Genomic DNA, 22,803 nt, shown 5'->3' with positions numbered 1-22,803 from the left:
TGGCGTATGCCGGATGGTTGCACGGCCGTCACGCCCACGCGGGGGCCGGGCTCACCGGGCCACGCCGACCGGCTCCTCCGGTTCGGCCTGCCCGAGGAAGGTCCGCCACAGCTCGGCGTACCGTCCGCCGCGCGCCAGCAGTTCCTCGTGCGTACCGTCCTCGGCGACCCGGCCGTGGTCCATGAGCACCACCCGGTCGGCCCGCGCGGCCGTCGTCAGCCGGTGGGCCACGACGAGGGTCGTACGGCGGCCCGCGAGCCGGTCGGTCGCCTGGTTGACCTGGGCCTCCGTGGCCAGATCGAGGGCGGCCGTCGCCTCGTCGAGGAGCAGCACGTCGGGGTCGACCAGCTCGGCGCGGGCCAGCGCGATCAGCTGGCGCTGCCCGGCGGAGAGGTTGCGGCCGCGCTCGGCGACCTCGTGGAGGTAGCCGCCGTCGAGGGTCGCGATCATCTCGTGCGCGCCCACCGCCCGTGCGGCCGCCTCGACCTCGGCGTCGGTGGCGTCGGGCCGCCCGTAGGCGATGGCGTCCCGGACCGTCCCGGGGAAGAGGTACGCCTCCTGCGGCACGACCCCGAGCCGGTGGCGGTACGACGTCAGGTCGAGGTCCCGCACGTCGGTGCCGTCGACGGTGACGCGGCCGGCGCTCGGGTCGTAGAACCGGGCGACCAGCTTCACCAGGGTCGACTTGCCGGCGCCGGTCTCCCCGACGAACGCGACGGTCTGCCCGGCGGGGACGCGCAGGTCGATGCCGGACAGCGCCTCCTCGTCGTCGCCGTAGGCGAAGCGCACGCCCTCGAAGGCGATCTCGCCCCGCAGCTCCCGCACCTCGCGCGGCTCCTCGGCGGCCCGCGTCGACGTCGGCTCGCGCAGCAGCTCCTGGATGCGGCCGAGCGAGACCGTGGCCTGCTGGTAGCCGTCGAAGACCTGGGAGAGCTGCTGGACCGGCGCGAAGAACAGGTCGATGTAGAGCAGGTACGCCACCAGCGCGCCGGTCGTCAGCGTGGCCGCGTCGATCCGCACCCCGCCCACGATCAGCACGGCGGCGGCCGCCGCCGACGCCAGGAACTGCACGAACGGGAAGTAGATCGAGATCAGCCACTGGCCGCGGATCCGGGCCTGGCGGTAGCTGTCGCTGCGCTCGGCGAACCGGGCGCCGCCGTCGCGCTCGCGCCGGAACGCCTGCACGATCCGCAGGCCCGCCACCGACTCCTGGAGGTCGGCGTTGACCACCGACACCCGCTCACGGGCCAGCTCGTACGCCTTCACGCTCGCCCGGCGGAAGAAGTAGGTGGCGACGATCAGCGGCGGCAGGGTCGCGAAGACCACGAACGCCAGCTGCACGTCGAGCACCAGCAGGGCGCCCATGATGCCGAAGAAGGTGACGACCGAGACGAAGGCGGTGACCAGGCCCGTCTGCAGGAACGTGGACAGCGCGTCCACGTCCGTCGTCATGCGGGTCATGATCCGGCCGGTCAGCTCGCGCTCGTAGTAGTCCAGGCCGAGCCGCTGGAGCTGGGCGAAGATCTTCAGCCGCAGCGCGTACAGCACCCGCTCGCCGGTGCGCCCGGTCATCCGGGTCTCGCCGATCTGCGCGGCCCACTGGACGGTGACCGCGAGCAGCCCGAGCAGGGAGGCCGCCCACACCGCGCCCAGCGCGGCCTGGCCGACGCCCGAGTCGATGCCGTGCCGGATCAGGATCGGCAGCAGCAGGCCCATGCCCGCGTCCACGGCGACCAGGGCGAGGCTGATCAGCAGCGGGCGCCCGAAGCCCCGCAGCAGCCGCCGCAGCCCGTACGACCGCTCGGGCCGGACCGCGCTCGCCTCGTCGACGTCGGGGACGTCGCGCGCCGGGGGCAGGGCCTCGACCTGGGCGAGCAGTTCGGGGGTGGCCGGGGACTGGGCCAGCGCGAGGTCCTTGGGTTCGCGGTCGCCGGTCCACAGCCGGGGCGTGACCCCGCGCTCCGCGTCGAACTCGGCGTCCAGCTCGTCCCGGACGGAGGTGTCCTCCTGGGGAGAGGGCGGCTGGGTGTGACCGGGCGAGACCCCGCCGAGCTCGTCGGGGTCGGTGAGCAGGCGGCGGTAGAGGGCGGAGCGCTCCTGGAGCTCCTCGTGGGTTCCGATGTCGGCGAGCCGGCCGGCGTCGAGGACGGCGATGCGGTCGGCGAGGCCGAGGGTGGAGCGGCGGTGGGCGATGAGGAGGGTCGTACGGCCCTCCATGACGTGCTTGAGCGCCTCGTGGATCTCGTGCTCGACCCGGGCGTCCACCGCCGAGGTGGCGTCGTCGAGGACGAGGAGCCGGGGGTCGGCGAGGATCGCGCGGGCCAGCGCGATCCGCTGGCGCTGGCCACCGGAGAGGGTCAGGCCGTGCTCGCCGACCTTGGTGCCGTACCCCTCGGGGAGGTCGGCGATGAAGCGGTCGGCCTGGGCGGCGCGGGCGGCGGCCTCGATCTGCTCGTCGGTGGCGTCGGGGCGGCCGTAGGCGATGTTGGCGCGGACGGAGTCGGAGAAGAGGAACGAGTCCTCCGGGACGAGCCCGATCGCGGCCCGCAGCGAGTCCAGGGTCAGCTCGCGCACGTCGTGGCCGCCGACGAGGACGGCGCCGCCCGTGACGTCGTAGAAGCGCGGGAGCAGCAGGGAGACGGTGGACTTGCCGGACCCGGAGGCGCCGACCACGGCGAGGGTCTCCCCGGCGCGGATCTCCAGGCTGAGTCCGTCGAGGACGGGGCGCTCCTCGTCGTAGCCGAAGGAGACGTCGTCGAACTCGACGGTGGCGGGGGCGTCGGCCGTGAGGGTCCGGGTGCCGTCCTTGATCGAGGGTTCGGTGTCGATCAGCTCCAGGACGCGTTCGCTGCTGGCGCGCGCCTGCTGGGCGACGGTGAGGACCATGGCGAGCATGCGGACCGGGCCGACCAGCTGGGCGAGGTAGGTGGAGAAGGCGACGAAGGTGCCGAGCGTGATGTGCCCGCGCACCGCCAGCCAGCCGCCGAGGGCGAGCATGGCGACCTGGCCCAGCGCCGGGACGGCCTGGAGGGCGGGGGTGTACTTGGCGTTGAAGCGGATGGTGCGCAGCCGTCCGGCGTAGAGCCGCCGTCCGACCTCGCGGAGCTTGCCGGTCTCCTGGTCCTCCTGCCCGAAGCCCTTCACCACGCGTACGCCGCTGACGGCGCCGTCGACGACGCCCGCGACGGCCGCGGCCTGGGCCTGCGCGTACCAGGTGGAGGGGTGCAGTCTGCTGCGGCTGCGCCGGGCGATCCACCACAGGGCGGGGGCGACCGCGAGGGCGACCAGGGTCAGCGGCGGCGACAGCCAGGTCATGATGCCCAGCGAGATCAGGAAGAGCATGAAGTTCCCGATGGTCATCGGGAGCATGAAGAGCAGGCCCTGGATCAGCTGGAGGTCGCTGGTGGCGCGGCCGACGACCTGCCCGGTGGACAGCTCGTCCTGCTTGCGCCCGTCGAGCCGGGTGATCGTCCGGAACATGTCGGTGCGCAGGTCGTGCTGGACGTCGAGGGCGACCCGGCCGCCGTAGTACCGGCGGACGAAGGTGAGGACGTAGACGGCGACGGCGGCGACGATCAGCAGCCCCGCCCAGACGGCCATCCTGCGCTCGCCGCCGATCACGTCGTCGATGATCACCTTGGTGATCAGCGGGACGAGCGCCATGACGGCCATGCCGCCGAGGGAGGAGCCGAGGGCGAGGACCACGTCCTTCGGGTAGCGCCAGGCGTAGCCCCACAGTCGTCGTGCCCATCCTGGCTGCGCTGCCACGCCCGTGCCTCCCGTTGGTCCTGGTCTACCGGAAGGCACCAACGCCGGTGAGCTCGGATTTCATCCCGCCGCAACAATCCGGCGGGGGGTGGCGGGGCGGTCAGCTCGCCTTGAGGTCCTTGTGGACGGCCTTGGCGACGCCCTGGATGGTGGCGATGCCGTAGTTCATGGTGTTGTTGCCGTGGCTGAGCACCGTGATCATGTAGTCGTGGCCGCCGCCCTTGAAGGCGCCGACGCTGTGCACCCGCCAGCCGTGGGTGGCGCGCTGCAGCCAGCCGTTCTTGACGGCCACGGAGACGCCGGACGGCACGCCGTAGGGGGTGCCCCAGCGCTGCGAGGAGACGACCTGGCCCATCAGCTTGAGGATGTAGGCGCGGGAGTTGTCGCTGAGCACGGAGTTCTTGGCGGTGACGAGCTTGAGGAGCTTCTGCTCGTCGGTGACGTTGATCTGGGTGAGCCCCCAGTAGCCGTTCGCGCCGGGGACGGTCTTCGTCATGGCGGCGGCGCTGAGGAAGCCCTTGATCTTGGTCATGCCGAGCTGCTTCCACAGGGTGGTGGTCGCCGCGTTGTCCGACTTGGTGATCATGGCCTTGGTGAGGGACGCCTCGCGGTCGGTGAGGTACCGGTCGTGCTTCTTGGCGTCCCACAGCAGCGTGGCCAGGACGGTCACCTTGACGACGCTGGCCGAGTCGTAGGCGCTGGTCGCCCGGAGCGTGCAGGTGGTCTTCGTGGAGCGGTCGTACAGGCCGACCGCGACGGTGCCCTTGCGGTTGGCCAGGGCGGCGGTGATGTCCCGCTTCAGCTTGTCGGCCAGCCCCGCCTTGGCCGAGGTGCAGCTGACGGTGGGGGTGGCCGCCGCGGCCGGTGCGGCGGCGGCGAGAGGCGCTATGACGAGGCCGGCGCCCAGGCCCGCCGCGACGACCGCTCGCGCGCGTCTGGCCGCGCCCGTGGAGTTCTCGCTCGCTGTCCCGTGAGTCATGGCTGGTTGACCAACGAGGGCGCGCGAATGGTTGTACGGATACGGCCGCGAGTTGGCGCCACGAGGCCGCAACTCGCCCGCATTTGCGCCGGATTGAGGGACTCCTTCACCTGATGGACACACACCGGATCTCGACACGCCTGCATGCCCATGTCACGCTCCGGATGCCGCCTTCGCTCAACCCGCGTAGACACGCGAGAGGAGACCCCCCATGCCGGCGACATCCCCACGCCCCCGGCGCTGGACGTCCGTGGCCCTCACCACGGCCGCCCTCCTGGCCGGGCTCACCGCCCCGGCCCTGACCGCGGCCCCGGCCGCCGCGACCACCACGGCGTACGACGACACGTACTACGCCGCCGCGCTCGGCAAGACCGGGCCCGCCCTGAAGAGCGCCCTCCACGGGATCATCAGCAACCAGACCAAGCTCTCCTACTCGGCCGTCTGGGACGCCCTGAAGGTCACCGACCAGGACCCGGCCAACAGCAACAACGTCAAGCTGCTCTACAGCGGCATCTCCCGCAGCAAGTCACTGAACGGCGGCGACACCGGCGACTGGAACCGCGAGCACGTGTGGGCCCAGTCCCACGGCGACTTCGGGACCTCGGCCGGACCCGGCACCGACCTGCACCATCTGCGCCCCGAGGACGTCCAGGTCAACTCCGTCCGCGGCAACAAGGACTTCGACAACGGCGGCAGCGCCTTCACCAACTCCGGTGGCAGCCTGACCGACTCGAACTCCTTCGAGCCCCGCGACGCCGTCAAGGGCGACGTGGCCCGCATGATCCTCTACATGGCCGTCCGCTACGAGGGCGACGACGGCCGGCCCGACCTGGAGGCCAACGACTCCATCAACGGCAGCGTCCCGTACCACGGGCGTCTGTCGGTGCTGAAGCAGTGGAACGACGAGGACCCGCCGGACAGCGCCGAGAAGCGCCGCAACGACGTCATCTACTCGTCGTACCAGGGCAACCGCAACCCCTTCATCGACCACCCGGAGTGGGTCGAGTCGATCTGGTAGCCCTCGCGCAGGCGGCCCCCCGGATCACTCCGATCCCAGATGCGTGGGGGCGAACATGCGCAGCACCGCCGGGAGCACCACCACCGAGGGGCCCGGCTCGGACAGGGCCTTTGCCAGGTCCGCCTCCAGGGTCTCGGGCGTGGTCCTGACCCCGGGGACGCCGAACGACTCGGCGAGCGCCACGTAGTCCGGACGCGTCAGTTCGGTCGCCGTGGCCTCGCCGAAGGCGTCGTTCATGTACTCGCGCAGGATGCCGTAGCCGCCGTCGTCGACGATGAGCCAGGTGACGTCCAGCCCGTACTGCCGGGCCGTGGCGAGCTCGGCGATCGAGTAGAGGGCGCCGCCGTCACCGGACACCGCGAGCACGGGGCGGGTCGGGTCGGCGGCGGCCGCGCCGAGCGCCGCCGGGAAGCCGTAGCCGAGGCCGCCGGCGCCCTGCGCGGAGTGCATGCGGTTGGGGCCCTTGGCGTCGAACGCCGACCAGGCCCAGTACGCCAGGATCGTCATGTCCCAGAAGGACGAGGAGCCGGCGGGCAGGGCCCGGCGGACGGACGCCAGCACCTCCTGCTCCAGCGTCAGGTCCTGGGCGGCGATCCGGGCGGCGACCTTCGCGAGCACCTCGCGCACCCGCCCGGGGGCGTCCGGGTCGTCGCGCCCGGACACGGTCTCCAGCAGCGCCTGCAACGCGGGCCGGGCGTCGGCGTGGATGCCCAGCGCCGGGTGGTTGGACTCCAGCTTGCCGAGGTCGGCCTCGATCTGGACGACCCGTCCGCGCGGCCTGAACGTGTGGTAGTTCGAGGAGAGTTCACCGAGCCCGGAGCCGACCACCAGCAGAACGTCGGCGTCCTCCAGGAAGTCGGTGGTGTGCCGGTCCTCGATCCACGACTGGAGCGACAGCGGGTGCTCCCACGGGAACGCGCCCTTGCCGCCGGGGGTGGTGACCACCGGTGCCTGAAGGGTCTCCGCCAGCTGGAGCAGCTTCTTCGAGGCGTCCGCGCGGACCACTCCCCCGCCCGCGATGATCGCCGGGCGCTCGGCGTGGGACAGCAGATGGGCCGCCACCGCCGTCAGCTCCGGGCGCGGCACCAGTTCCTCGGGGAAGGCGTCGCCGCCGGTGACGACCGGGATCGAGGTCCCGGCGAGCAGGACGTCCTGCGGGATCTCCACCCACACCGGGCCGTGCGGGGCGGTGAGCGCCGACTTCCACGCCGCCTCGATCGCGGACGGGATCTGGGACTGGGCGCGCACGGTGTGGACCGACTTCACGACGCCCCGGAACGAGGCCGCCTGGTCCGGGAGTTCGTGCAGATAGCCGTGCCGGCCACCGCCGAGGCCGGCCGTAGGGATCTGGCTGCTGATCGCGAGCACCGGCGCCGAGGCGGCCGCCGCCTCCTGGAGCGCGGCCAGCGAGGTCAGCGCGCCCGGTCCCGTGGACAGCAGCAGCGGGGCCGCCTCGCCGGTGATCCGGCCGTAGGCGTCGGCGGCGAACCCGGCGTTGTTCTCCACGCGCAGCCCTATGTAGCGCAGGTCGCTGCGGCGCAGCGCGTCGAACATGCCGAGGGCGTGCTGGCCGGGCAGCCCGAACACGGTCGTCGCGCCGAGCCCGGCCAGCGTCTCCACGACCAGGTCCCCGCCGTTGCGGCCGGCCGGCGGATTCAGGGCGGCTGTGATCTGCTCCCGCGTCGGACGGAGTACCAGGTCGTGGTCGTGGGTCACTTGCCCTCGTCCTCCTCGCGCGCCGCCGCGATCTGGCGGGACATGATCGTGGTCAGTTCGTACGCCGTGTGGGACGCGGCCACCGACGTGATCTCCGCGTGATCGTACGCGGGCGCCACCTCGACGACGTCCGCCGAGACCAGGTTGCAGGAGGCGAGGCCGCGCAGGATCTCCAGCAGTTCGCGGGAGGTCATGCCGCCCGCCTCGGGGGTGCCGGTGCCGGGCGCGTGGGCCGGGTCGAGGCAGTCGATGTCGATGGAGATGTACAGCGGGCGGTCGCCGATGCGCTGGCGGAGCTGGTCGGCGACCTCGTCGGCGCCCCGCCGGTAGACGTCGGCGGAGGTGACGATGCCGAAGCCCATCTTCTCGTCGTCCGTGAGGTCCTGCTTGCCGTAGAGCGGACCCCGGGTGCCGACGTGGGAGAGGGCGGAGGTGTCGAGGATGCCCTCCTCGACGGCCCGGCGGAACGGGGTGCCGTGGGTGTACTCGGCGCCGAAGTAGGTGTCCCAGGTGTCGAGGTGCGCGTCGAAGTGGAGCAGGGCGACCGGGCCGTGCTTCTTGGCGACGCTCCTGAGCAGCGGCAGGGCGATGGTGTGGTCGCCGCCGAGGGTCATCAGGCGGGCGCCGGTGCCGAGCAGGTCGTCGGCGGCGGCCTCGATCGTGTCGACGGCCTCGTTGATGTTGAACGGGTTCACGGCGATGTCGCCGCCGTCCGCGACCTGCGCGAGGGCGAACGGGGAGGCGTCCTGGGCCGGGTTGTAGGGGCGCAGGAGGCGGGACGCCTCGCGGATGGCGTTGCCGCCGAAGCGGGCGCCCGGCCGGTACGAGACGCCGGAGTCGAACGGCACGCCGACCACGGCGACGTCGGCGCGGCCGACCTCGTCGAGGCGCGGGAGCCGGGCGAAGGTCGCGGGGCCCGCGTACCGCGGGACGCGGGAGGAGTCGACGGGGCCGCGGGGCGTCTCGTTGCTGGTCATGAGGAAATGCCTTCTTTCCTACGCTTCATCGCGTATGCGGGTGATATGGCTATGACTCTACTGGCCGGCCGGCACCGGTTCGGACGCGCGTTCGGCGTCCCGGGGGTCCCGTCCGGCCAGGCGCTCGCGCCAGACGGCGAGGACGGCCGCGTCGGTGGGCTTCGTCAGCAGCGAGACGGCGACGTACGCGGCGAGGGAGGACAGCAGGCCGTAGTAGACCGGCTCGTTGGCGAGGATGCCGTGCGTGGCCATCAGCGTGATCACCGCGACACCACCGACCACGACCGAGGCGAGCGCGCCCTGCGCGGTCCCGCGGCGCCAGAGCAGTCCGCCGAGGATCGGCACGAGCAGCCCGCCGACGAGCAGGTTGTAGGCGACCGTGAGGGCCTCGACGACGTTGTTCAGCGCGATGGCCGTGCCGATCACGGCGATACCCATCAGCAGGATGAAGGCGCGGTTGCCCCTCACCTCGTCGTGCGCCTCTCCGTCGTCGGGGCGGACCACCCCGCGCAGCCGCGCCCAGATGTCGTTGTTGGCGACGGTCGCGCAGGCGATGAGCGCGCCGGAGGAGGTCGACATCACGGCGGCCAGGGCGGCGGCCAGCACCAGGCCGCGCACGCCCATGGGCAGCTCGTCCTTGACGATGGTCGCGAAGGCGTCGTCGGCGCTGGAGAGGTCCGGGTACAGCACCTTGGCCGCGGTGCCGATGACCGCGCCGGCGAGGGCGTAGGCGAGGCAGTAGGTGCCTCCGACGGTGCCGCCCCACTTGGCGGTGGTGTCGCTGCGGGCGGTGAACACGCGCTGCCAGATGTCCTGCCCGATGAGCATGCCGAAGGTGTAGATCAGGACGTAGGTGAAGATCGTCTCGCCGCCGATGCCCAGCGGGTCGAAGTACCCGGTCGGCAGCTTCGCCCTCATCTCGCCGAACCCGCCGGCCTTGACGACGGCGATGGGCAGCAGGAGCAGGAGCACACCGATCGTCTTGACCACGAACTGCACCATGTCGGTCAGGGTGATCGACCACATGCCGCCGAGCGTCGAGTAGGCGACGACGATGGAGCCGCCGAGGACGATCGCGAGGGTGCGGTTCATGTCGAACAGCACGTCGAAGATCGTGGCGTAGGCGATGGTCGAGGTGACGGCGAGCATCAGGGTGTACGCCCACATGACGACACCGGAGATGACACCGGCCCGGCCGCCGTAGCGCAGGTCCAGCATCTCGGAGACGGTGTAGACCTTCAGCCGGGCGATCCGCGCGGAGAAGAAGACCGAGAGGGCGAGCAGGCCGAGGCCGATGGTGAAGACCATCCAGGCGCCGGAGAGGCCGTACTGGTAGCCGAGGCCGACGCCTCCGATGGTGGACGCGCCGCCGAGGACGATCGCCGCCATGGTGCCGGAGTACATCGCGGGGCCGAGCCGGCGTCCGGCGACCAGGAACTCGCTCTTGGACCTGGCGCGGCGCATGCCCCACCAGCCCATGGCCAGCATGCCGGCCAGATAGACGACGATCACGGTGTAGTCGACGGCCATGGTGGGGCCTCCTTCGCGCACATCCCGGTGGCGTGTCGTGCAGTGGGGTGGGGACGACCGGCGCGCCGGCGGGGACAACCGCCCTCCCCCACGCTCGAACCCGCTCGCGCGGGGGGACCCCCATCCGCGGCCACCGGACTGGACCGACAGTAGGTGGCCGGAAAGCGGCTGCGAAGTGTACGTTTCATCCATTCGGAACTCCGTGAGTGGAGGAACCATCCATGCCGGACCACGCGGTTCCGCCCACCCCGCCCGTACCGCTGTCCGCGCTGCTGGCCCGTGAGGACCTGGGGCTGCGCCAGATCGCCGGGCCCATGGACGCGGACACGGTGATCCACTGGGCGCACACCTCGGAGATGGCCGATCCCTATCCCTATCTGCTGGGCGGCGAGCTGCTGCTGTCGGCAGGCGTGCACGTGCCCGAGGCGGCCGGGACGGGGACGTACTTCGACGACTACGTGGCGCGGATCGTCGCGGCCGGGGGTGCCGCCCTGGGCTTCGGGCTCGCGCCCGTGCACGACACCGTGCCGCGCGCCCTCGTCGAGGCCTGCGACGCCCACGGACTGCCGCTGCTGGAGGTGCCGCCGCGCACCACGTTCTCCGGGATCGCGCGCGCGGTGTGGCAGCTCATGGCACAGGCCCGCCTCGCCGAGCTGCGGCGCGTGACCGAGGCCCAGCAGAGCCTGGCGGCCGCCGCCGCGCGCCCCGACCCGGTGCGGGCGGTGCTGCGGCAGCTCGCCCGGCGGGTGGGCGGGCACGCCGTCCTGTACGGCCCCGAGGGGACGCGGGTCGCCGCGGCGGGCCGGGCGGTGGACCCGGCGGCCGGTCAGGCGCTGGCCGCGCTCGCGGCGGTCGTACGGCCCACGGGGCCCGGCACGCCCGCCTCCGCCACCGACACGGCCGGCGACACCCGTCTCGCCGCCTACGCGCTGGGCGCCGGGCACGGCTTCGTGCTCGGGGTGGCCGCGCCGCGCGACCGGTCCGGGGACCACACCGTCGCCTCCGTCGCCGCCGTCCTGCTGTCCCTGCTCACCGGCGAGCACCAGAGCGGCTCGGGGGCGGCCCGCTCCTCCGCCCTGGTGCGGCTGCTGCTCGGGGCGGAGCCGCACACGGTGGCGCCGCTGCTGGGCGCGGAGACCTGGCTGGTGGTGCACGCGGCGCCGGACACGCCCCCGTGCGACCCGGTGGCCGCGTCCGCGCTGGGCGCCGCGTTCGGCACTCCCCTGGTCGACCTGGGGCGGGACGTCGTACGCGTCGTCGTCCCGGCGGACCGGGCACCCGAGGCCCAGCCCGGCTGGACGCTCGGGGTGAGCGCCCCGGTGCCGGCCGGGGAGTGGCGGGCGGCGGACACCCAGGCGGCCCGGGCGCTGGCCCGGGCGCGGGCCACCCGTACGCCGCTGTCCCGGCACGGCACGCACCGTCCGGCCCTGGCCGACCTGGTCCCCGGGGACGCGGCGCGGGACCACGCCCGCGCCCTGCTCGCACCTCTGACCGGCACCCTCGCGGACACCTTGCGCACCTGGCTGTCGCTGCACGGCAGCTGGGACCGCACGGCGGTGGCGCTGTCCGTGCACCGCAACACCGTGCGGCAGCGGATCGCCCGGTGCGCGGCGCTGCTGGAGGCCGACCTGGACGACGCGGACGTCCGGATGGAGCTGTGGTTCGCCCTGCGCCATGCCGAAGCGTCCGATTCAGGCCAGTGACCCGCGTCGCACGCGCTCCGGAGCAGGAGTCCGGGCACGCCGCCTGCCTCACAATGGGAACCATGCCGATACCCGGGACACCCAGCCGCGCCGAGCTCGTCGACCACCTCGTCCGCACCCGCATCGCGGGCGACGTCGCGACCCCCCGCGAGAACAACCTCTCCCACTACCGTCAGCTGGCGAACGGCAACCGCCACTACTGGCTCGGCCTGGAGCTCGGCGACCGCTGGACCGACGAGCAGGACGTGCTGGCGGTGATGGCGGAGCGCGTCGGCGTGAACGACGACGCCGAGCACCGCCACGGCCAGGACACCATCGACCCGGAGCTGACGGTGGCCGCGCTGGAGCGCATGGCGGCCCGGCTGCGCAAGGCGGCCGACGGCTCGCAGCGGGTGCTGTTCGCGACGGGCCACCCCGGGGGCCTGCTGGACGTCCACCGCGCGACGGCCGCGGCGCTGCGCGCCGCCGGCTGCGAGATCGTCGTCATCCCCGAGGGCCTGCAGACCGAGGAGGGTTACGTCGTGCAGTTCGCCGACGTGGCCGTCCTGGAGCACGGTGCCTCCCTGTGGCACACGCACTCCGGCGACCCGATGAAGGCGATCCTCACCGGCCTGGAGCGCGAGGGCCGCCCGCTGCCCGACCTCGTGGTCGCCGACCACGGCTGGGCGGGGTACGCGGCCCAGCACGGCGTGGACTCCGTCGGCTACGCGGACTGCAACGACCCGGCCCTGTTCCTCGCCGAGTCCGAGGGCACGCTCCAGGTGGCCGTCCCCCTGGACGACCACGTGGTCAGCCCCCGCCACTACGACCCGATGACGGCGTACCTCCTGTCGGAGGCGGGCCTGGGCGACGCCTGAGGCGTGCCCGAACCGGCGCACGGCACCCGCCCGTTCGGGCCGGGCGGGGCGCGGCGGCTGATATGACTGAGGGCATGGAGGAAGCAGCCGCCGAGTCGGCGATCGACATGTTCCTGTCCGCCTTCAACGTCCCGGACGACCGGCACGTGACCGAACTGCTGGCCCAGGCCCTCACGTCCGACGTGGTCTTCTGGGGACCGCTGGGACGCAGCGAGGGCGTGGAGGCGGTCGAGCGGTTCGTGCTGGAGCTGCGCCGCCACCCGGCCGGGCCCGGCACCATGGTGCGCTGCTCGGGGGTGGACATGCCCGGCGAGTGGGCCCGCTACCGGTGGGTCTTCACCACGCCCGGCGGCGGGCCGCGGCTGGCCGGGACGGACGTCGTCCATCTGCGGCGGGGCCTGATCGACCAGATGATCGTCTTCGCGGGGGACATCGAGCCCGCCACGGCGGGCGCCTGACCGTCCCCCGCCCCGGGGGTCAGTCCGCGCGCGGAACGCGGACCACGCCCTCCTGGATGACCGAGACCGCCAGGCGGCCGTCCTGGGTGTAGATGCGGGCCTGGCCGAGGCCGCGGCCGCCGTGGGCCGACGGGGACTCCTGGTCGTACAGGAGCCATTCGTCGGCGCGGAACGGGCGGTGGAACCACATGGCGTGGTCCAGGGAGGCGCCGACGACGTCGCCGACCGCCCAGCCGCCCCGTCCGTGCGCGAGCAGCACGGAGTCGAGCAGGGTCATGTCCGAGACGTAGGTCGCGAGTACGACGTGCAGCAGGGGGTCGTCGGCGAGTTTGCCGTTGGTGCGGAACCAGACCTGGGAGTGCGGTTCGCGCGGCTCGCCGTAACGGCCGTACGGCGGCTCGTCGACGTAGCGCAGGTCGACCGCCCGGCGGGCCTCCAGGAACCGCTCGACGACCGCCGGGTCGAGGTGCCCGTAGCCGCGCAGCCGCTCCTCGGAGGTGGGCAGCGACGCCGGGTCGGGCGCGGGCGGCATCGGGGCCTGGTGGTCCAGGCCGTCCTCGTACGTCTGGAAGGACGCCGACAGCGCGAAGATCGGCTTGCCGTGCTGGACGGCGACCACCCGGCGGGTGGTGAAGGAACGCCCGTCGCGCATGCGGTCGACGTTGTAGACGATGGGCGCGCCAGGGTCCCCCATGCGCAGGAAGTACGCGTGCAGGGAGTGGGCGGGCCGGTCCGCGGGCACCGTGCGGCCCGCGGCGACGAGCGCCTGGGCCGCGACCTGTCCGCCGAAGACACGCGGGACGACGGCGGACTGGGACCGGCCGCGGAAGATGTCCACCTCGATCTGCTCCAGGTCGAGCAGATCGAGGAGGCTCTGAAGTGCCTCGTTCATGGCACCTTTTCTACTGGCAGGGAACGTCAGGGGCCTTACAGGCCCATGTCCTTCGCGATGATCGTCTTCATGATCTCGCTGGTCCCGCCGTAGATGCGGTTGACGCGGTTGTCCGCGTACAGGCGCGCGATCGGGTACTCGTTCATGAAGCCGTAGCCGCCGTGCAGCTGGAGGCAGCGGTCGATCACCCGGTGGGCGACCTCGGTGCAGAACAGCTTCGCGGAGGCGGCCTCGGCGGGCGTCAGCTCACCGGCGTCCAGGGCCTCCAGCGCGCGGTCGGCGACGGCCTCGGCGGCGTCCACCTCGGCCTGGCAGGCGGCCAGCTCGAACTTGGTGTTCTGGAAGGACGCGACCGGCTTGCCGAAGACGGTGCGCTCCTGCACGTACTGCTTGGCGAACCGGACGGCGGCCTTGGCCTGGGCGTAGGCGCCGTAGGCGATGCCCCAGCGCTCCGAGGCGAGGTTGTGGCCGAGGTAGTAGAAGCCCTTGTTCTCCTCGCCGAGCAGGTCCTCGACGGGCACCTTGACGTCGACGAACGCGAGCTCGGCGGTGTCGGAGGTGCGCAGGCCCAGCTTGTCCAGCTTGCGGCCGATGGAGTAGCCCTCGGACTTGGTGTCGACGGCGAACAGGGAGATGCCGTGGCGGCGGTCCTCGGCGGTGGGCGCGGCGGTGCGGGCGCACACGATCACCCGGTCGGCGTGCACACCGCCGGTGATGAAGGTCTTGGAGCCGTTGAGGACGTAGTGCGTGCCGTCCTCGGAGAGCTTGGCGGTGGTCTTCATGCCCGCGAGGTCGGAGCCGGTGCCCGGCTCGGTCATCGCCAGCGCCCACATCTCCTCGCCGGAGACGAACTTCGGCAGGTAGCGCTTCTTCTGCTCGTCGGTGGCGAGCATCTTGAGGTACGGCAGGCCGAGCAGCACGTGCACGCCGGAGCCGCCGAACTGCACACCGGCGCGGGCGGTCTCCTCGTACATGATCGCCTCGAACTTGTACGAGTCGATGCCGGCGCCGCCGTACTCCTCGTCGACGCGGATGCCGAAGACGCCCAGCTCGGCGAGCTTGTAGTAGAAGTCGCGGGGCGCCTGGCCCGCCGCGAACCACTCGTCGTAGACCGGGACGACCTCGGCCTCGATGAAGGCGCGGATGGTCTCCCGGAACGCCTCGTGATCCTCGTTGAACACCGTACGGCGCACGCCGTCCACCTCCACCGGTACATGTCTAAGCGCTTGCTCATCAAAGGTACCGGCGGGTAGCGAAGAACGTCCAGGGTGGAACGACCGTAACGCTCGTCACTCCGCCGGCGTGCGCGCCCCGTCCCCGGCCGCCCCGAAGGCCCCGCGCGCCATCCGGTGCAGCAGGCCCGCCATGGTCCCGCGCCCTGGCAGGACACCCGGACGGCCCAGGTGCGGGGTGGAGTTCAGCAGGCCGAACACCGAGTGCACGGCCGAGCGGGCGGCCGGCTCGGTGAGCTCCGGATAGACCCGGCGCACCACCTCCACCCACAGCTCGACGTACTGCCGCTGGAGCTGGCGCACGAGCTTGCGGTCGCTGTCGCGCAGGCGGTCCAGCTCACGGTCGTGCAGGGTGATCAGGGGGCGGTCGTCGAGGGCGAAGTCGATGTGGCCCTCGATCAGGGAGTCGAGGACCTCCTCCGCCGGCACCCCGTCCGCCTCCGCCAGACGCCGCTTCGCGCCCGTCAGCAGCCGGCCGCTGATCCCGACCAGCAGCTCGGCGAGCATCGCGTCCTTGCCGGGGAAGTGCCGGTAGAGGCCGGGGCCGCTGATGCCGACCGCGGCGCCTATCTCGTCGACACCGACGCCGTGGAAGCCGCGCTCGGCGAAGAGCCGCGCGGCCTCCTTGAGGATCTGCTCGCGGCGGGTGGGGGCGTCGGTTCTGGTGGCCATGGGAACGATTCTAGACAGGGAGGTTAGCGGTCGTTAACCTGATGGAAATGCGTTAACGCTCATTAACAAGGTGAGGGGACCGCGAGGATGCACGAGGCACCGGAGCTCCAGAGCGCGGCGGATCCCGCGTCGGAGACCTGGCGGGCCAACGAGGAGGCCCACCGGGCGCTCGGGGAGGAACTGCGCGCCAAGCTGGCGGCGGTGCGGCTCGGCGGGGGTGAGAAGGCCCGCGCCCGGCACACCGCGCGCGGCAAGCTGCTGCCCCGCGACCGGGTCGACACCCTGCTCGACCCCGGCTCGCCCTTCCTGGAGCTGGCCCCCCTCGCCGCCGACGGGATGTACGACGGACAGGCCCCGGCGGCGGGCGTCATCGCGGGCATCGGGCGGGTCAGCGGCCGCGCGTGCGTGATCGTCGCCAACGACGCCACGGTCAAGGGCGGCACCTACTACCCGATGACCGTCAAGAAGCACCTGCGCGCGCAGGAGGTGGCCCTGGAGAACAGGCTGCCGTGCCTGTACCTGGTCGACTCCGGCGGCGCCTTCCTGCCGATGCAGGACGAGGTCTTCCCGGACCGCGAGCACTTCGGGCGGATCTTCTACAACCAGGCCCGGATGTCCGGCGCGGGCATCCCGCAGATCGCCGCCGTCCTCGGCTCCTGCACCGCGGGCGGCGCCTACGTCCCCGCGATGAGCGACGAGGCCGTGATCGTCCGCAACCAGGGCACGATCTTCCTCGGCGGACCCCCGCTGGTGAAGGCCGCCACCGGCGAGGTCGTCACCGCGGAGGAGCTCGGCGGCGGCGAGGTCCACTCCCGGGTGTCCGGTGTGACCGACCACCTCGCGGAGGACGACGCCCACGCGCTGCGCATCGTGCGGAACATCGTCGCCACGCTGCCCGCCCGCCGCGACCTCCCCTGGGAGGTCACCCCCGCCGTCGAGCCGAAGGTCGACCCGCACGGCCTGTACGGCGCCGTGCCGGTCGACTCCCGCACCCCCTACGACGTGCGCGAGATCATCGCGCGCGTGGTCGACGGCTCCCGCTTCGCGGAGTTCAAGTCCGAGTTCGGGCAGACCCTGGTCACCGGCTTCGCCCGCATCCACGGGCACCCGGTCGGCATCGTCGCCAACAACGGCATCCTGTTCTCCGAGTCCGCCCAGAAGGGCGCCCACTTCATCGAGCTGTGCGACCAGCGCGGCATCCCCCTGGTGTTCCTGCAGAACATCTCCGGGTTCATGGTCGGCAAGGACTACGAGGCCGGCGGCATCGCCAAGCACGGCGCCAAGATGGTCACGGCGGTCGCCTCCACGCGCGTGCCGAAGCTGACGGTCGTGGTCGGCGGGTCGTACGGAGCGGGCAACTACTCCATGTGCGGCCGGGCCTACTCGCCCCGCTTCCTGTGGATGTGGCCGAACGCCAAGATCTCCGTCATGGGCGGTGAGCAGGCCGCCTCGGTCCTCGCCACCGTCAAGCGCGACCAGCTGGAGGCGCGCGGGGAGTCCTGGCCGGCCGAGGACGAGGAGGCGTTCAAGGCGCCCGTGCGCGAGCAGTACGAGCGCCAGGGCAACGCCTACTACGCCACCGCCCGGCTCTGGGACGACGGGGTCATCGACCCGCTGGACACCCGCCAGGTGCTGGGTCTGGCCCTGACCGCCTGTGCCAACGCGCCCCTGGGTGACCCCCAGTTCGGCGTCTTCCGGATGTGAGGGGGACCATGTTCGACACCGTACTCGTGGCCAACCGGGGCGAGATCGCCGTCCGGGTCGTCCGGACGCTGCGCGCGCTGGGCGTGCGCTCGGTGGCCGTCTTCTCCGACGCGGACGCCGACGCCCGCCATGTGCGCGAGGCCGACACGGCGGTGCGGATCGGCCCGGCGCCGGCGGCCGAGAGCTATCTGTCCGTGGAGCGGCTGCTGGAGGCCGCCGCCCGCACCGGCGCCCAGGCCGTCCACCCCGGCTACGGCTTCCTCGCGGAGAACGCCGGTTTCGCGCGGGCCTGCGCCGACGCCGGGCTGACCTTCATCGGGCCGCCCGCCGACGCCATCTCCCTGATGGGCGACAAGATCCGTGCCAAGGAGACCGTGAAGGCCGCCGGTGTCCCGGTCGTGCCGGGCTCCAGCGGCAGCGGCCTCACCGACGCCGAACTGGCCGACGCCGCCCGCGAGATCGGCATGCCGGTGCTGCTCAAGCCCTCGGCGGGCGGCGGCGGCAAGGGCATGCGCCTGGTGCGGGACGCGGCGCTGCTGGCGGACGAGATCGCCGCCGCCCGCCGTGAGGCCCGCGCCTCCTTCGGCGACGACACCCTCCTCGTCGAGCGGTGGATCGACCGGCCCCGGCACATCGAGATCCAGGTCCTGGCCGACGGGCACGGCAACGTCGTGCACCTCGGCGAGCGCGAGTGCTCCCTGCAGCGCCGGCACCAGAAGATCATCGAGGAGGCGCCCAGCGTGCTCCTCGACGAGGCGACGCGCGCGGGCATGGGCGAGGCGGCCGTGCAGGCGGCCCGCTCCTGCGGCTACCGGGGCGCGGGCACGGTGGAGTTCATCGTGCCGGGCGGCGACCCGTCCTCGTACTACTTCATGGAGATGAACACCCGGCTCCAGGTGGAGCACCCCGTCACCGAGCTGATCACCGGCATCGACCTGGTGGAGTGGCAGCTGCGGGTGGCGGCCGGCGAGCGCCTGGCCTTCGGGCAGGACGACATCCGGCTCACCGGGCACGCCGTCGAGGCCCGTGTCTGCGCCGAGGACCCTGCGCGCGGCTTCCTGCCGTCCGGCGGCACGGTCCTCAGGCTGCGCGAGCCGCAGGGCGACGGCGTGCGCACCGACTCCGGGCTCAGCGAGGGCACCGAGGTCGGCAGCCTGTACGACCCGATGCTGTCCAAGGTGATCGCGTACGGCCCCGACCGCGCGACCGCGCTTCGGAAGCTGCGCGCGGCCCTCGCCGGGACGGTCACGCTGGGCGTGCCGACCAACGCGGGCTTCCTGCGGCGGCTGCTGGCGCATCCGGCGGTGGTGGCGGGCGAGCTGGACACCGGCCTGGTGGAGCGCGTGGTGGACGACCTGGTCACCACCGAGGTGCCCGAGGAGGTGTACGAGGCGGCGGCGGCCGTCCGCCTCGACGCGCTGCGCCCCCGGACCGACGGCTGGACGGACCCGTTCGCGGTGCCGAGCGGCTGGCGGCTCGGCGGCACCCCGCGGCCGGTGAGCTTCCCCCTGCGGGTGCAGGAGCCGGTGGAGTACACCCCGCGCGGTTCCGCCACCGTCACGGACGACGAGGTGTCCGTGACCCTCGACGGCGTCCGGCACACCTTCCACCGGGCCTCCGACTGGCTGGGCCGCGACGGCGACGCCTGGCACGTGCGCGACCACGACCCGGTGGCCGCCTCGCTCACCGGTGCCGCCCACGCGGGCGCCGACTCGCTCACCGCGCCCATGCCCGGGACGGTGACGGTGGTGAAGGTCGCCGTGGGCGACGAGGTGACGGCGGGCCAGAGCCTGCTCGTGGTGGAGGCGATGAAGATGGAGCACGTCATCTCCGCCCCGCACGCCGGCACGGTCGCCGAACTCGACGTCACACCCGGCACGACGGTCGCCATGGACCAGGTCCTGGCGGTCGTCACCCCGGCGGAGGAGGACTGATGACGCTGCCCGTGACCGTCCCGGCGCCGGGTCTGCCGGCCCGGGTGCGCATCCACGAGGTGGGCGCGCGCGACGGCCTGCAGAACGAGAAGTCGACCGTGCCGACCGAGGTGAAGGCGGAGTTCGTCCGCCGGCTCGCCGAGGCCGGTCTGACGACGATCGAGGCGACGAGCTTCGTCCACCCGAAGTGGGTCCCCCAACTCGCGGACGCCGAGCAGCTGTTCCCGCTCGTCTCCGGTCTGGAGGGCGTCGAGCTGCCCGTCCTGGTCCCCAACGACCGGGGCCTGGACCGCGCCCTCGCGCTCGGCGCCCGGCGCGTCGCGGTGTTCGCCAGCGCCACCGAGTCCTTCGCCAAGGCCAACCTCAACCGCACGCTGGACGAGTCCCTCGCGGTGTTCGAGCCGGTGGTGCGGCGCGCCAAGGGCGAGGGCGTGCACGTGCGCGGGTACGTGTCGATGTGCTTCGGCGACCCCTGGGAGGGCGCCGTGCCGCTCCCCCAGGTCGTCCGGGTGTGCAAGGCGCTCGTCGCGATGGGCTGCGACGAGCTGAGCCTCGGCGACACCATCGGCGTGGCCACCCCGGGCCACGTGCGCGCGCTGCTCTCGCTGCTGAACGAGGAGGGCGTGCCGACCGACGTCGTCGCCGTGCACTTCCACGACACCTACGGGCAGGCCCTCGCCAACACCTACGCCGCCCTCCAGCACGGCGTCACCACCGTCGACGCCTCCGCGGGCGGCCTGGGCGGCTGCCCGTACGCCAAGTCCGCCACCGGCAACCTCGCCACGGAGGACCTCGTGTGGATGCTGCGCGGCCTCGGCATCGACACCGGAGTCGACCTCGGCCTCCTCGTCGCCACGAGCGACTGGATGGCCGGCCAACTGGGACGGCCCAGCCCCTCCCGCACCGTACGAGCCCTCTCCCACAAGGAGCAGTGAAATCGCCATGGACCACCGTCTCTCCCCCGAACTGGAGGACCTCCGCCGCACGGTGGAGGAGTTCGCCCACGACGTCGTGGCGCCGAAGATCGGCGACTTCTACGAGCGTCACGAGTTCCCGTACGAGATCGTGCGGGAGATGGGCCGCATGGGGCTGTTCGGCCTGCCGTTCCCCGAGGAGCACGGCGGCATGGGCGGCGACTACCTGGCGCTGGGCATCGCCCTGGAGGAGCTGGCCCGCGTCGACTCCTCGGTGGCCATCACGCTGGAGGCGGGCGTCTCGCTGGGCGCCATGCCGATCCATCTGTTCGGCACCGAGGAGCAGAAGCGCACCTGGCTGCCGAAGCTGTGCTCCGGTGAGATCCTCGGCGCGTTCGGCCTGACCGAGCCGGACGGCGGCTCCGACGCGGGCGCGACCCGGACGACGGCCCGCCTCGACGAGTCGACGGGCGAGTGGGTGATCAACGGCACCAAGTGCTTCATCACCAACTCCGGCACCGACATCACCGGTCTGGTGACGGTGACGGCGGTGACGGGCCGCAAGCCGGACGGCAAGCCGCTCATCTCCTCGATCATCGTGCCCTCCGGCACCCCCGGCTTCACGGTCGCCGCCCCCTACTCCAAGGTCGGCTGGAACGCCTCCGACACCCGTGAGCTGTCCTTCGTGGACGTCCGTGTCCCGGCGGCCAACCTGCTCGGCCAGGAGGGCCGCGGGTACGCGCAGTTCCTGCGCATCCTGGACGAGGGCCGGATCGCGATCGCGGCGCTGGCGACGGGTCTGGCGCAGGGCTGTGTGGACGAGTCGGTCAAGTACGCCAAGGAGCGTCACGCGTTCGGCCGTCCGATCGGCTCCAACCAGGCCATCCAGTTCAAGATCGCCGACATGGAGATGAAGGCGCACACCGCCCGTCTGGCGTGGCGCGACGCGGCGTCCCGCCTGGTGGCCGGGGAGCCGTTCAAGAAGGAGGCGGCGCTGGCGAAGCTGTACTCGTCCACGGTCGCGGTCGACAACGCCCGCGACGCCACGCAGGTCCACGGCGGCTACGGCTTCATGAACGAGTACCCGGTGGCCCGGATGTGGCGGGACTCCAAGATCCTGGAGATCGGCGAGGGCACCAGCGAGGTGCAGCGCATGCTGATCGCGCGGGAGCTGGGGCTGGCGGGCTGACCCGCCGCGCACGATCCGCACGAGGCCCAACGTCCCGGAGGCACCGGGGCGTTGGGCCTCGCGGCGTGCGGGGCCGGACGGGGGACCGTTCGGAGCACCCCGCCCTCTGGACATCAGCTGAGGTTAGGCTAACCTACCTTTGAACTGTCCAGCGGTGATCAGCCCTGTTCGAAAGCAGCGAAGCCATGTCCAACGCCAGAGCCACCCACCTCACCCGCCGCGGCATCCTCGCCGCCGGCGGCGCCCTCGGCCTCGGCGCCGTGCTCGCGGCCTGCGGGGACGACGACGCCAAGAGCGGTGGGTCGAACGAGGCCGCGGGCGCCGGCAAGTCCGGCCCCTGGACGTTCGAGGACGACCGCGGCACCACCGTGAAGCTGGACAAGGTCCCCACGAAGATCGTCGCCTTCGTCGGTGTGGCGGCCGCCCTGTACGACTACGGCATCGAGGTCAAGGGCGTCTTCGGCCCGACGAAGACCAAGGAGGGCAAGGCCGACGTCCAGGCCGGCGACATGGACGTCAGCAAGCTGACCGTCTTCGGCAACGTCTGGGACCAGTTCAGCGTCGAGAAGTACGCGGCGTTCGCCCCCGAGGTCCTCATCTCCACGACCTTCGACAGCGCCGGCACCCTCTGGTACGTCCCCGAGGCGTCCAAGGACAAGATCGCCAAGCTCGCCCCGAGCGTGGCCGTCTCCGTCTACGACCGTCAGCTGACCCAGCCGCTGGAGCGGGTGTGGGCGCTGGCCGAGTCCCTCGGTGCCGACCTGAAGAGCGGCAAGGCCGCCCAGGCCAAGAAGGAGTTCGAGGCGGCCGCCGAGCGGCTGCGCAAGGCCGCCAAGGCGCGCCCGGAGATCAAGGTCATGGCCGGCTCCGCCAGCCAGGACATCTTCTACGTCTCCGGCACCAACCTCTCCATCGACCTGGAGTACTTCAAGGCCCTCGGCGTGAACTTCGTCGAGCCGCCGGAGAGCGCCAAGAAGGAGGGCGGCGGCTGGTACGAGAGCCTGAGCTGGGAGAACGTCGACAAGTACCCGGCCGACATCATCATGATGGACGACCGCACCCAGACCATCCAGCCGGCCGACATCTCCGAGGGCACCTGGAAGAAGCTGCCCGCCGTGAAGGCCGGGCAGGTCGTCCCGCGCTCGCCCGAGCCGATCCTGTCGTACGCCAAGTGCACTCCGCTGCTGACGAACCTGGCCGAGGCCATCGAGAAGGCCAAGAAGGTCGCCTGACAGGCGGCCACTCGGGGCGCGGGGCGAC

Annotated in this window: 17 protein-coding genes; 9 read left to right on the top strand and 8 right to left on the bottom strand. The window is 72.3% G+C overall.

The features are described 5' to 3' along the window. Positions 1–51: 51 nt before the first annotated feature. Positions 52–3,768 carry an ABC transporter ATP-binding protein gene (locus tag ADL34_RS20115; protein ID WP_062670196.1) on the bottom strand — a complete coding sequence of 1,239 codons (3,717 nt, stop codon included), beginning with the start codon at positions 3,766–3,768 and terminating at the stop codon, positions 52–54. 100 nt (positions 3,769–3,868) lie between these two features. Beyond that, a complete protein-coding gene (locus tag ADL34_RS20110) occupies positions 3,869–4,747 on the bottom strand; it encodes a serine hydrolase (RefSeq protein WP_062670197.1) in 879 nt (292 codons plus the stop codon). Between the two features lie 211 nt (positions 4,748–4,958). Here ADL34_RS20110 and ADL34_RS20105 point away from each other — a divergent pair, with 211 nt between their 5' ends. Then, positions 4,959–5,765 (top strand): endonuclease I family protein, encoded by an 807-nt coding sequence (locus ADL34_RS20105; RefSeq protein WP_062670199.1) that lies wholly within the window; start codon positions 4,959–4,961, stop codon positions 5,763–5,765. A gap of 24 nt (positions 5,766–5,789) precedes the next feature. Here the strand turns inward: ADL34_RS20105 and ADL34_RS20100 are convergent, their stop codons facing one another. From ADL34_RS20100 to ADL34_RS20090, 3 genes are read right to left on the bottom strand one after another with little or no spacing between them, the layout of a single operon-like run. Beyond that, the gene (locus tag ADL34_RS20100) at positions 5,790–7,481 is read right to left on the bottom strand and encodes a thiamine pyrophosphate-binding protein (protein WP_062670201.1); all 1,692 of its coding nucleotides are present in this window, start codon (positions 7,479–7,481) and stop codon (positions 5,790–5,792) included. After that, on the bottom strand, positions 7,478–8,458 hold the full coding sequence (gene speB, locus ADL34_RS20095) for an agmatinase (RefSeq protein WP_062670203.1): 981 nt from the start codon (positions 8,456–8,458) through the stop codon (positions 7,478–7,480). Before speB ends, ADL34_RS20100 begins: the two co-directional genes overlap by 4 nt. Positions 8,459–8,515: 57 nt before the next feature. Further along, positions 8,516–9,988 (bottom strand): sodium:solute symporter, encoded by a 1,473-nt coding sequence (locus tag ADL34_RS20090; RefSeq protein ID WP_062670205.1) that lies wholly within the window; start codon positions 9,986–9,988, stop codon positions 8,516–8,518. A 221-nt stretch (positions 9,989–10,209) separates the two neighbouring features. On the opposite strand from ADL34_RS20090, the gene ADL34_RS20085 reads away from it, so the two are divergent. The 3 genes from ADL34_RS20085 (at position 10,210) to ADL34_RS20075 (ending at position 13,006) form a co-directional block, all read left to right on the top strand. Next, positions 10,210–11,691 carry a helix-turn-helix domain-containing protein gene (locus tag ADL34_RS20085; RefSeq protein ID WP_062670206.1) on the top strand — a complete coding sequence of 494 codons (1,482 nt, stop codon included), beginning with the start codon at positions 10,210–10,212 and terminating at the stop codon, positions 11,689–11,691. A gap of 62 nt (positions 11,692–11,753) precedes the next feature. Next, entirely contained in the window at positions 11,754–12,548 is a 795-nt protein-coding gene (locus ADL34_RS20080; RefSeq protein WP_062670207.1) for a phosphatase, read from the top strand. A gap of 74 nt (positions 12,549–12,622) precedes the next feature. Next, entirely contained in the window at positions 12,623–13,006 is a 384-nt protein-coding gene (locus ADL34_RS20075; RefSeq protein WP_062670208.1) for a nuclear transport factor 2 family protein, read from the top strand. Positions 13,007–13,025: 19 nt separating this feature from the next. Here ADL34_RS20075 and ADL34_RS20070 read toward each other — a convergent pair whose 3' ends face one another. The 3 genes from ADL34_RS20070 to ADL34_RS20060 form a co-directional block, all read right to left on the bottom strand. Further along, entirely contained in the window at positions 13,026–13,898 is an 873-nt protein-coding gene (locus tag ADL34_RS20070; protein WP_062670209.1) for an acyl-CoA thioesterase, read from the bottom strand. A 35-nt stretch (positions 13,899–13,933) separates the two neighbouring features. Then, a complete protein-coding gene (locus tag ADL34_RS20065; RefSeq protein ID WP_062670294.1) occupies positions 13,934–15,091 on the bottom strand; it encodes an acyl-CoA dehydrogenase family protein in 1,158 nt (385 codons plus the stop codon). A gap of 96 nt (positions 15,092–15,187) precedes the next feature. Continuing rightward, a complete protein-coding gene (locus ADL34_RS20060) occupies positions 15,188–15,802 on the bottom strand; it encodes a TetR/AcrR family transcriptional regulator (protein WP_062670210.1) in 615 nt (204 codons plus the stop codon). 87 nt (positions 15,803–15,889) lie between these two features. On the opposite strand from ADL34_RS20060, the gene ADL34_RS20055 reads away from it, so the two are divergent. The 5 genes from ADL34_RS20055 to ADL34_RS20035 all read left to right on the top strand — a co-directional run bounded on the left by ADL34_RS20055 (position 15,890) and on the right by ADL34_RS20035 (position 22,775). Further along, a complete protein-coding gene (locus tag ADL34_RS20055; protein WP_062670211.1) occupies positions 15,890–17,506 on the top strand; it encodes a carboxyl transferase domain-containing protein in 1,617 nt (538 codons plus the stop codon). A gap of 8 nt (positions 17,507–17,514) precedes the next feature. After that, positions 17,515–19,440, top strand: coding sequence for an acetyl-CoA carboxylase biotin carboxylase subunit (locus tag ADL34_RS20050; protein WP_062670213.1), 1,926 nt, complete (start codon positions 17,515–17,517; stop codon positions 19,438–19,440). Further along, positions 19,440–20,375 carry a hydroxymethylglutaryl-CoA lyase gene (locus ADL34_RS20045; protein WP_062670217.1) on the top strand — a complete coding sequence of 312 codons (936 nt, stop codon included), beginning with the start codon at positions 19,440–19,442 and terminating at the stop codon, positions 20,373–20,375. The genes ADL34_RS20050 and ADL34_RS20045 overlap by 1 nt, the downstream gene beginning before the upstream one ends. Before the next feature lie 7 nt (positions 20,376–20,382). Next, entirely contained in the window at positions 20,383–21,543 is a 1,161-nt protein-coding gene (locus ADL34_RS20040) for an acyl-CoA dehydrogenase family protein (RefSeq protein WP_062670219.1), read from the top strand. A gap of 185 nt (positions 21,544–21,728) precedes the next feature. Next, the gene (locus ADL34_RS20035) at positions 21,729–22,775 is read left to right on the top strand and encodes an ABC transporter substrate-binding protein (RefSeq protein WP_062670221.1); all 1,047 of its coding nucleotides are present in this window, start codon (positions 21,729–21,731) and stop codon (positions 22,773–22,775) included. Positions 22,776–22,803: the final 28 nt, after the last annotated feature.

The sequence above is a fragment of the Streptomyces sp. NRRL WC-3605 genome, from assembly GCF_001509795.1.
Lineage (GTDB): Bacteria > Actinomycetota > Actinomycetes > Streptomycetales > Streptomycetaceae > Streptomyces > Streptomyces viridochromogenes.
The sequence above is the reverse complement of the archived record's forward strand: the minus strand, read 5'-3'. Positions and strand labels throughout refer to the sequence as shown.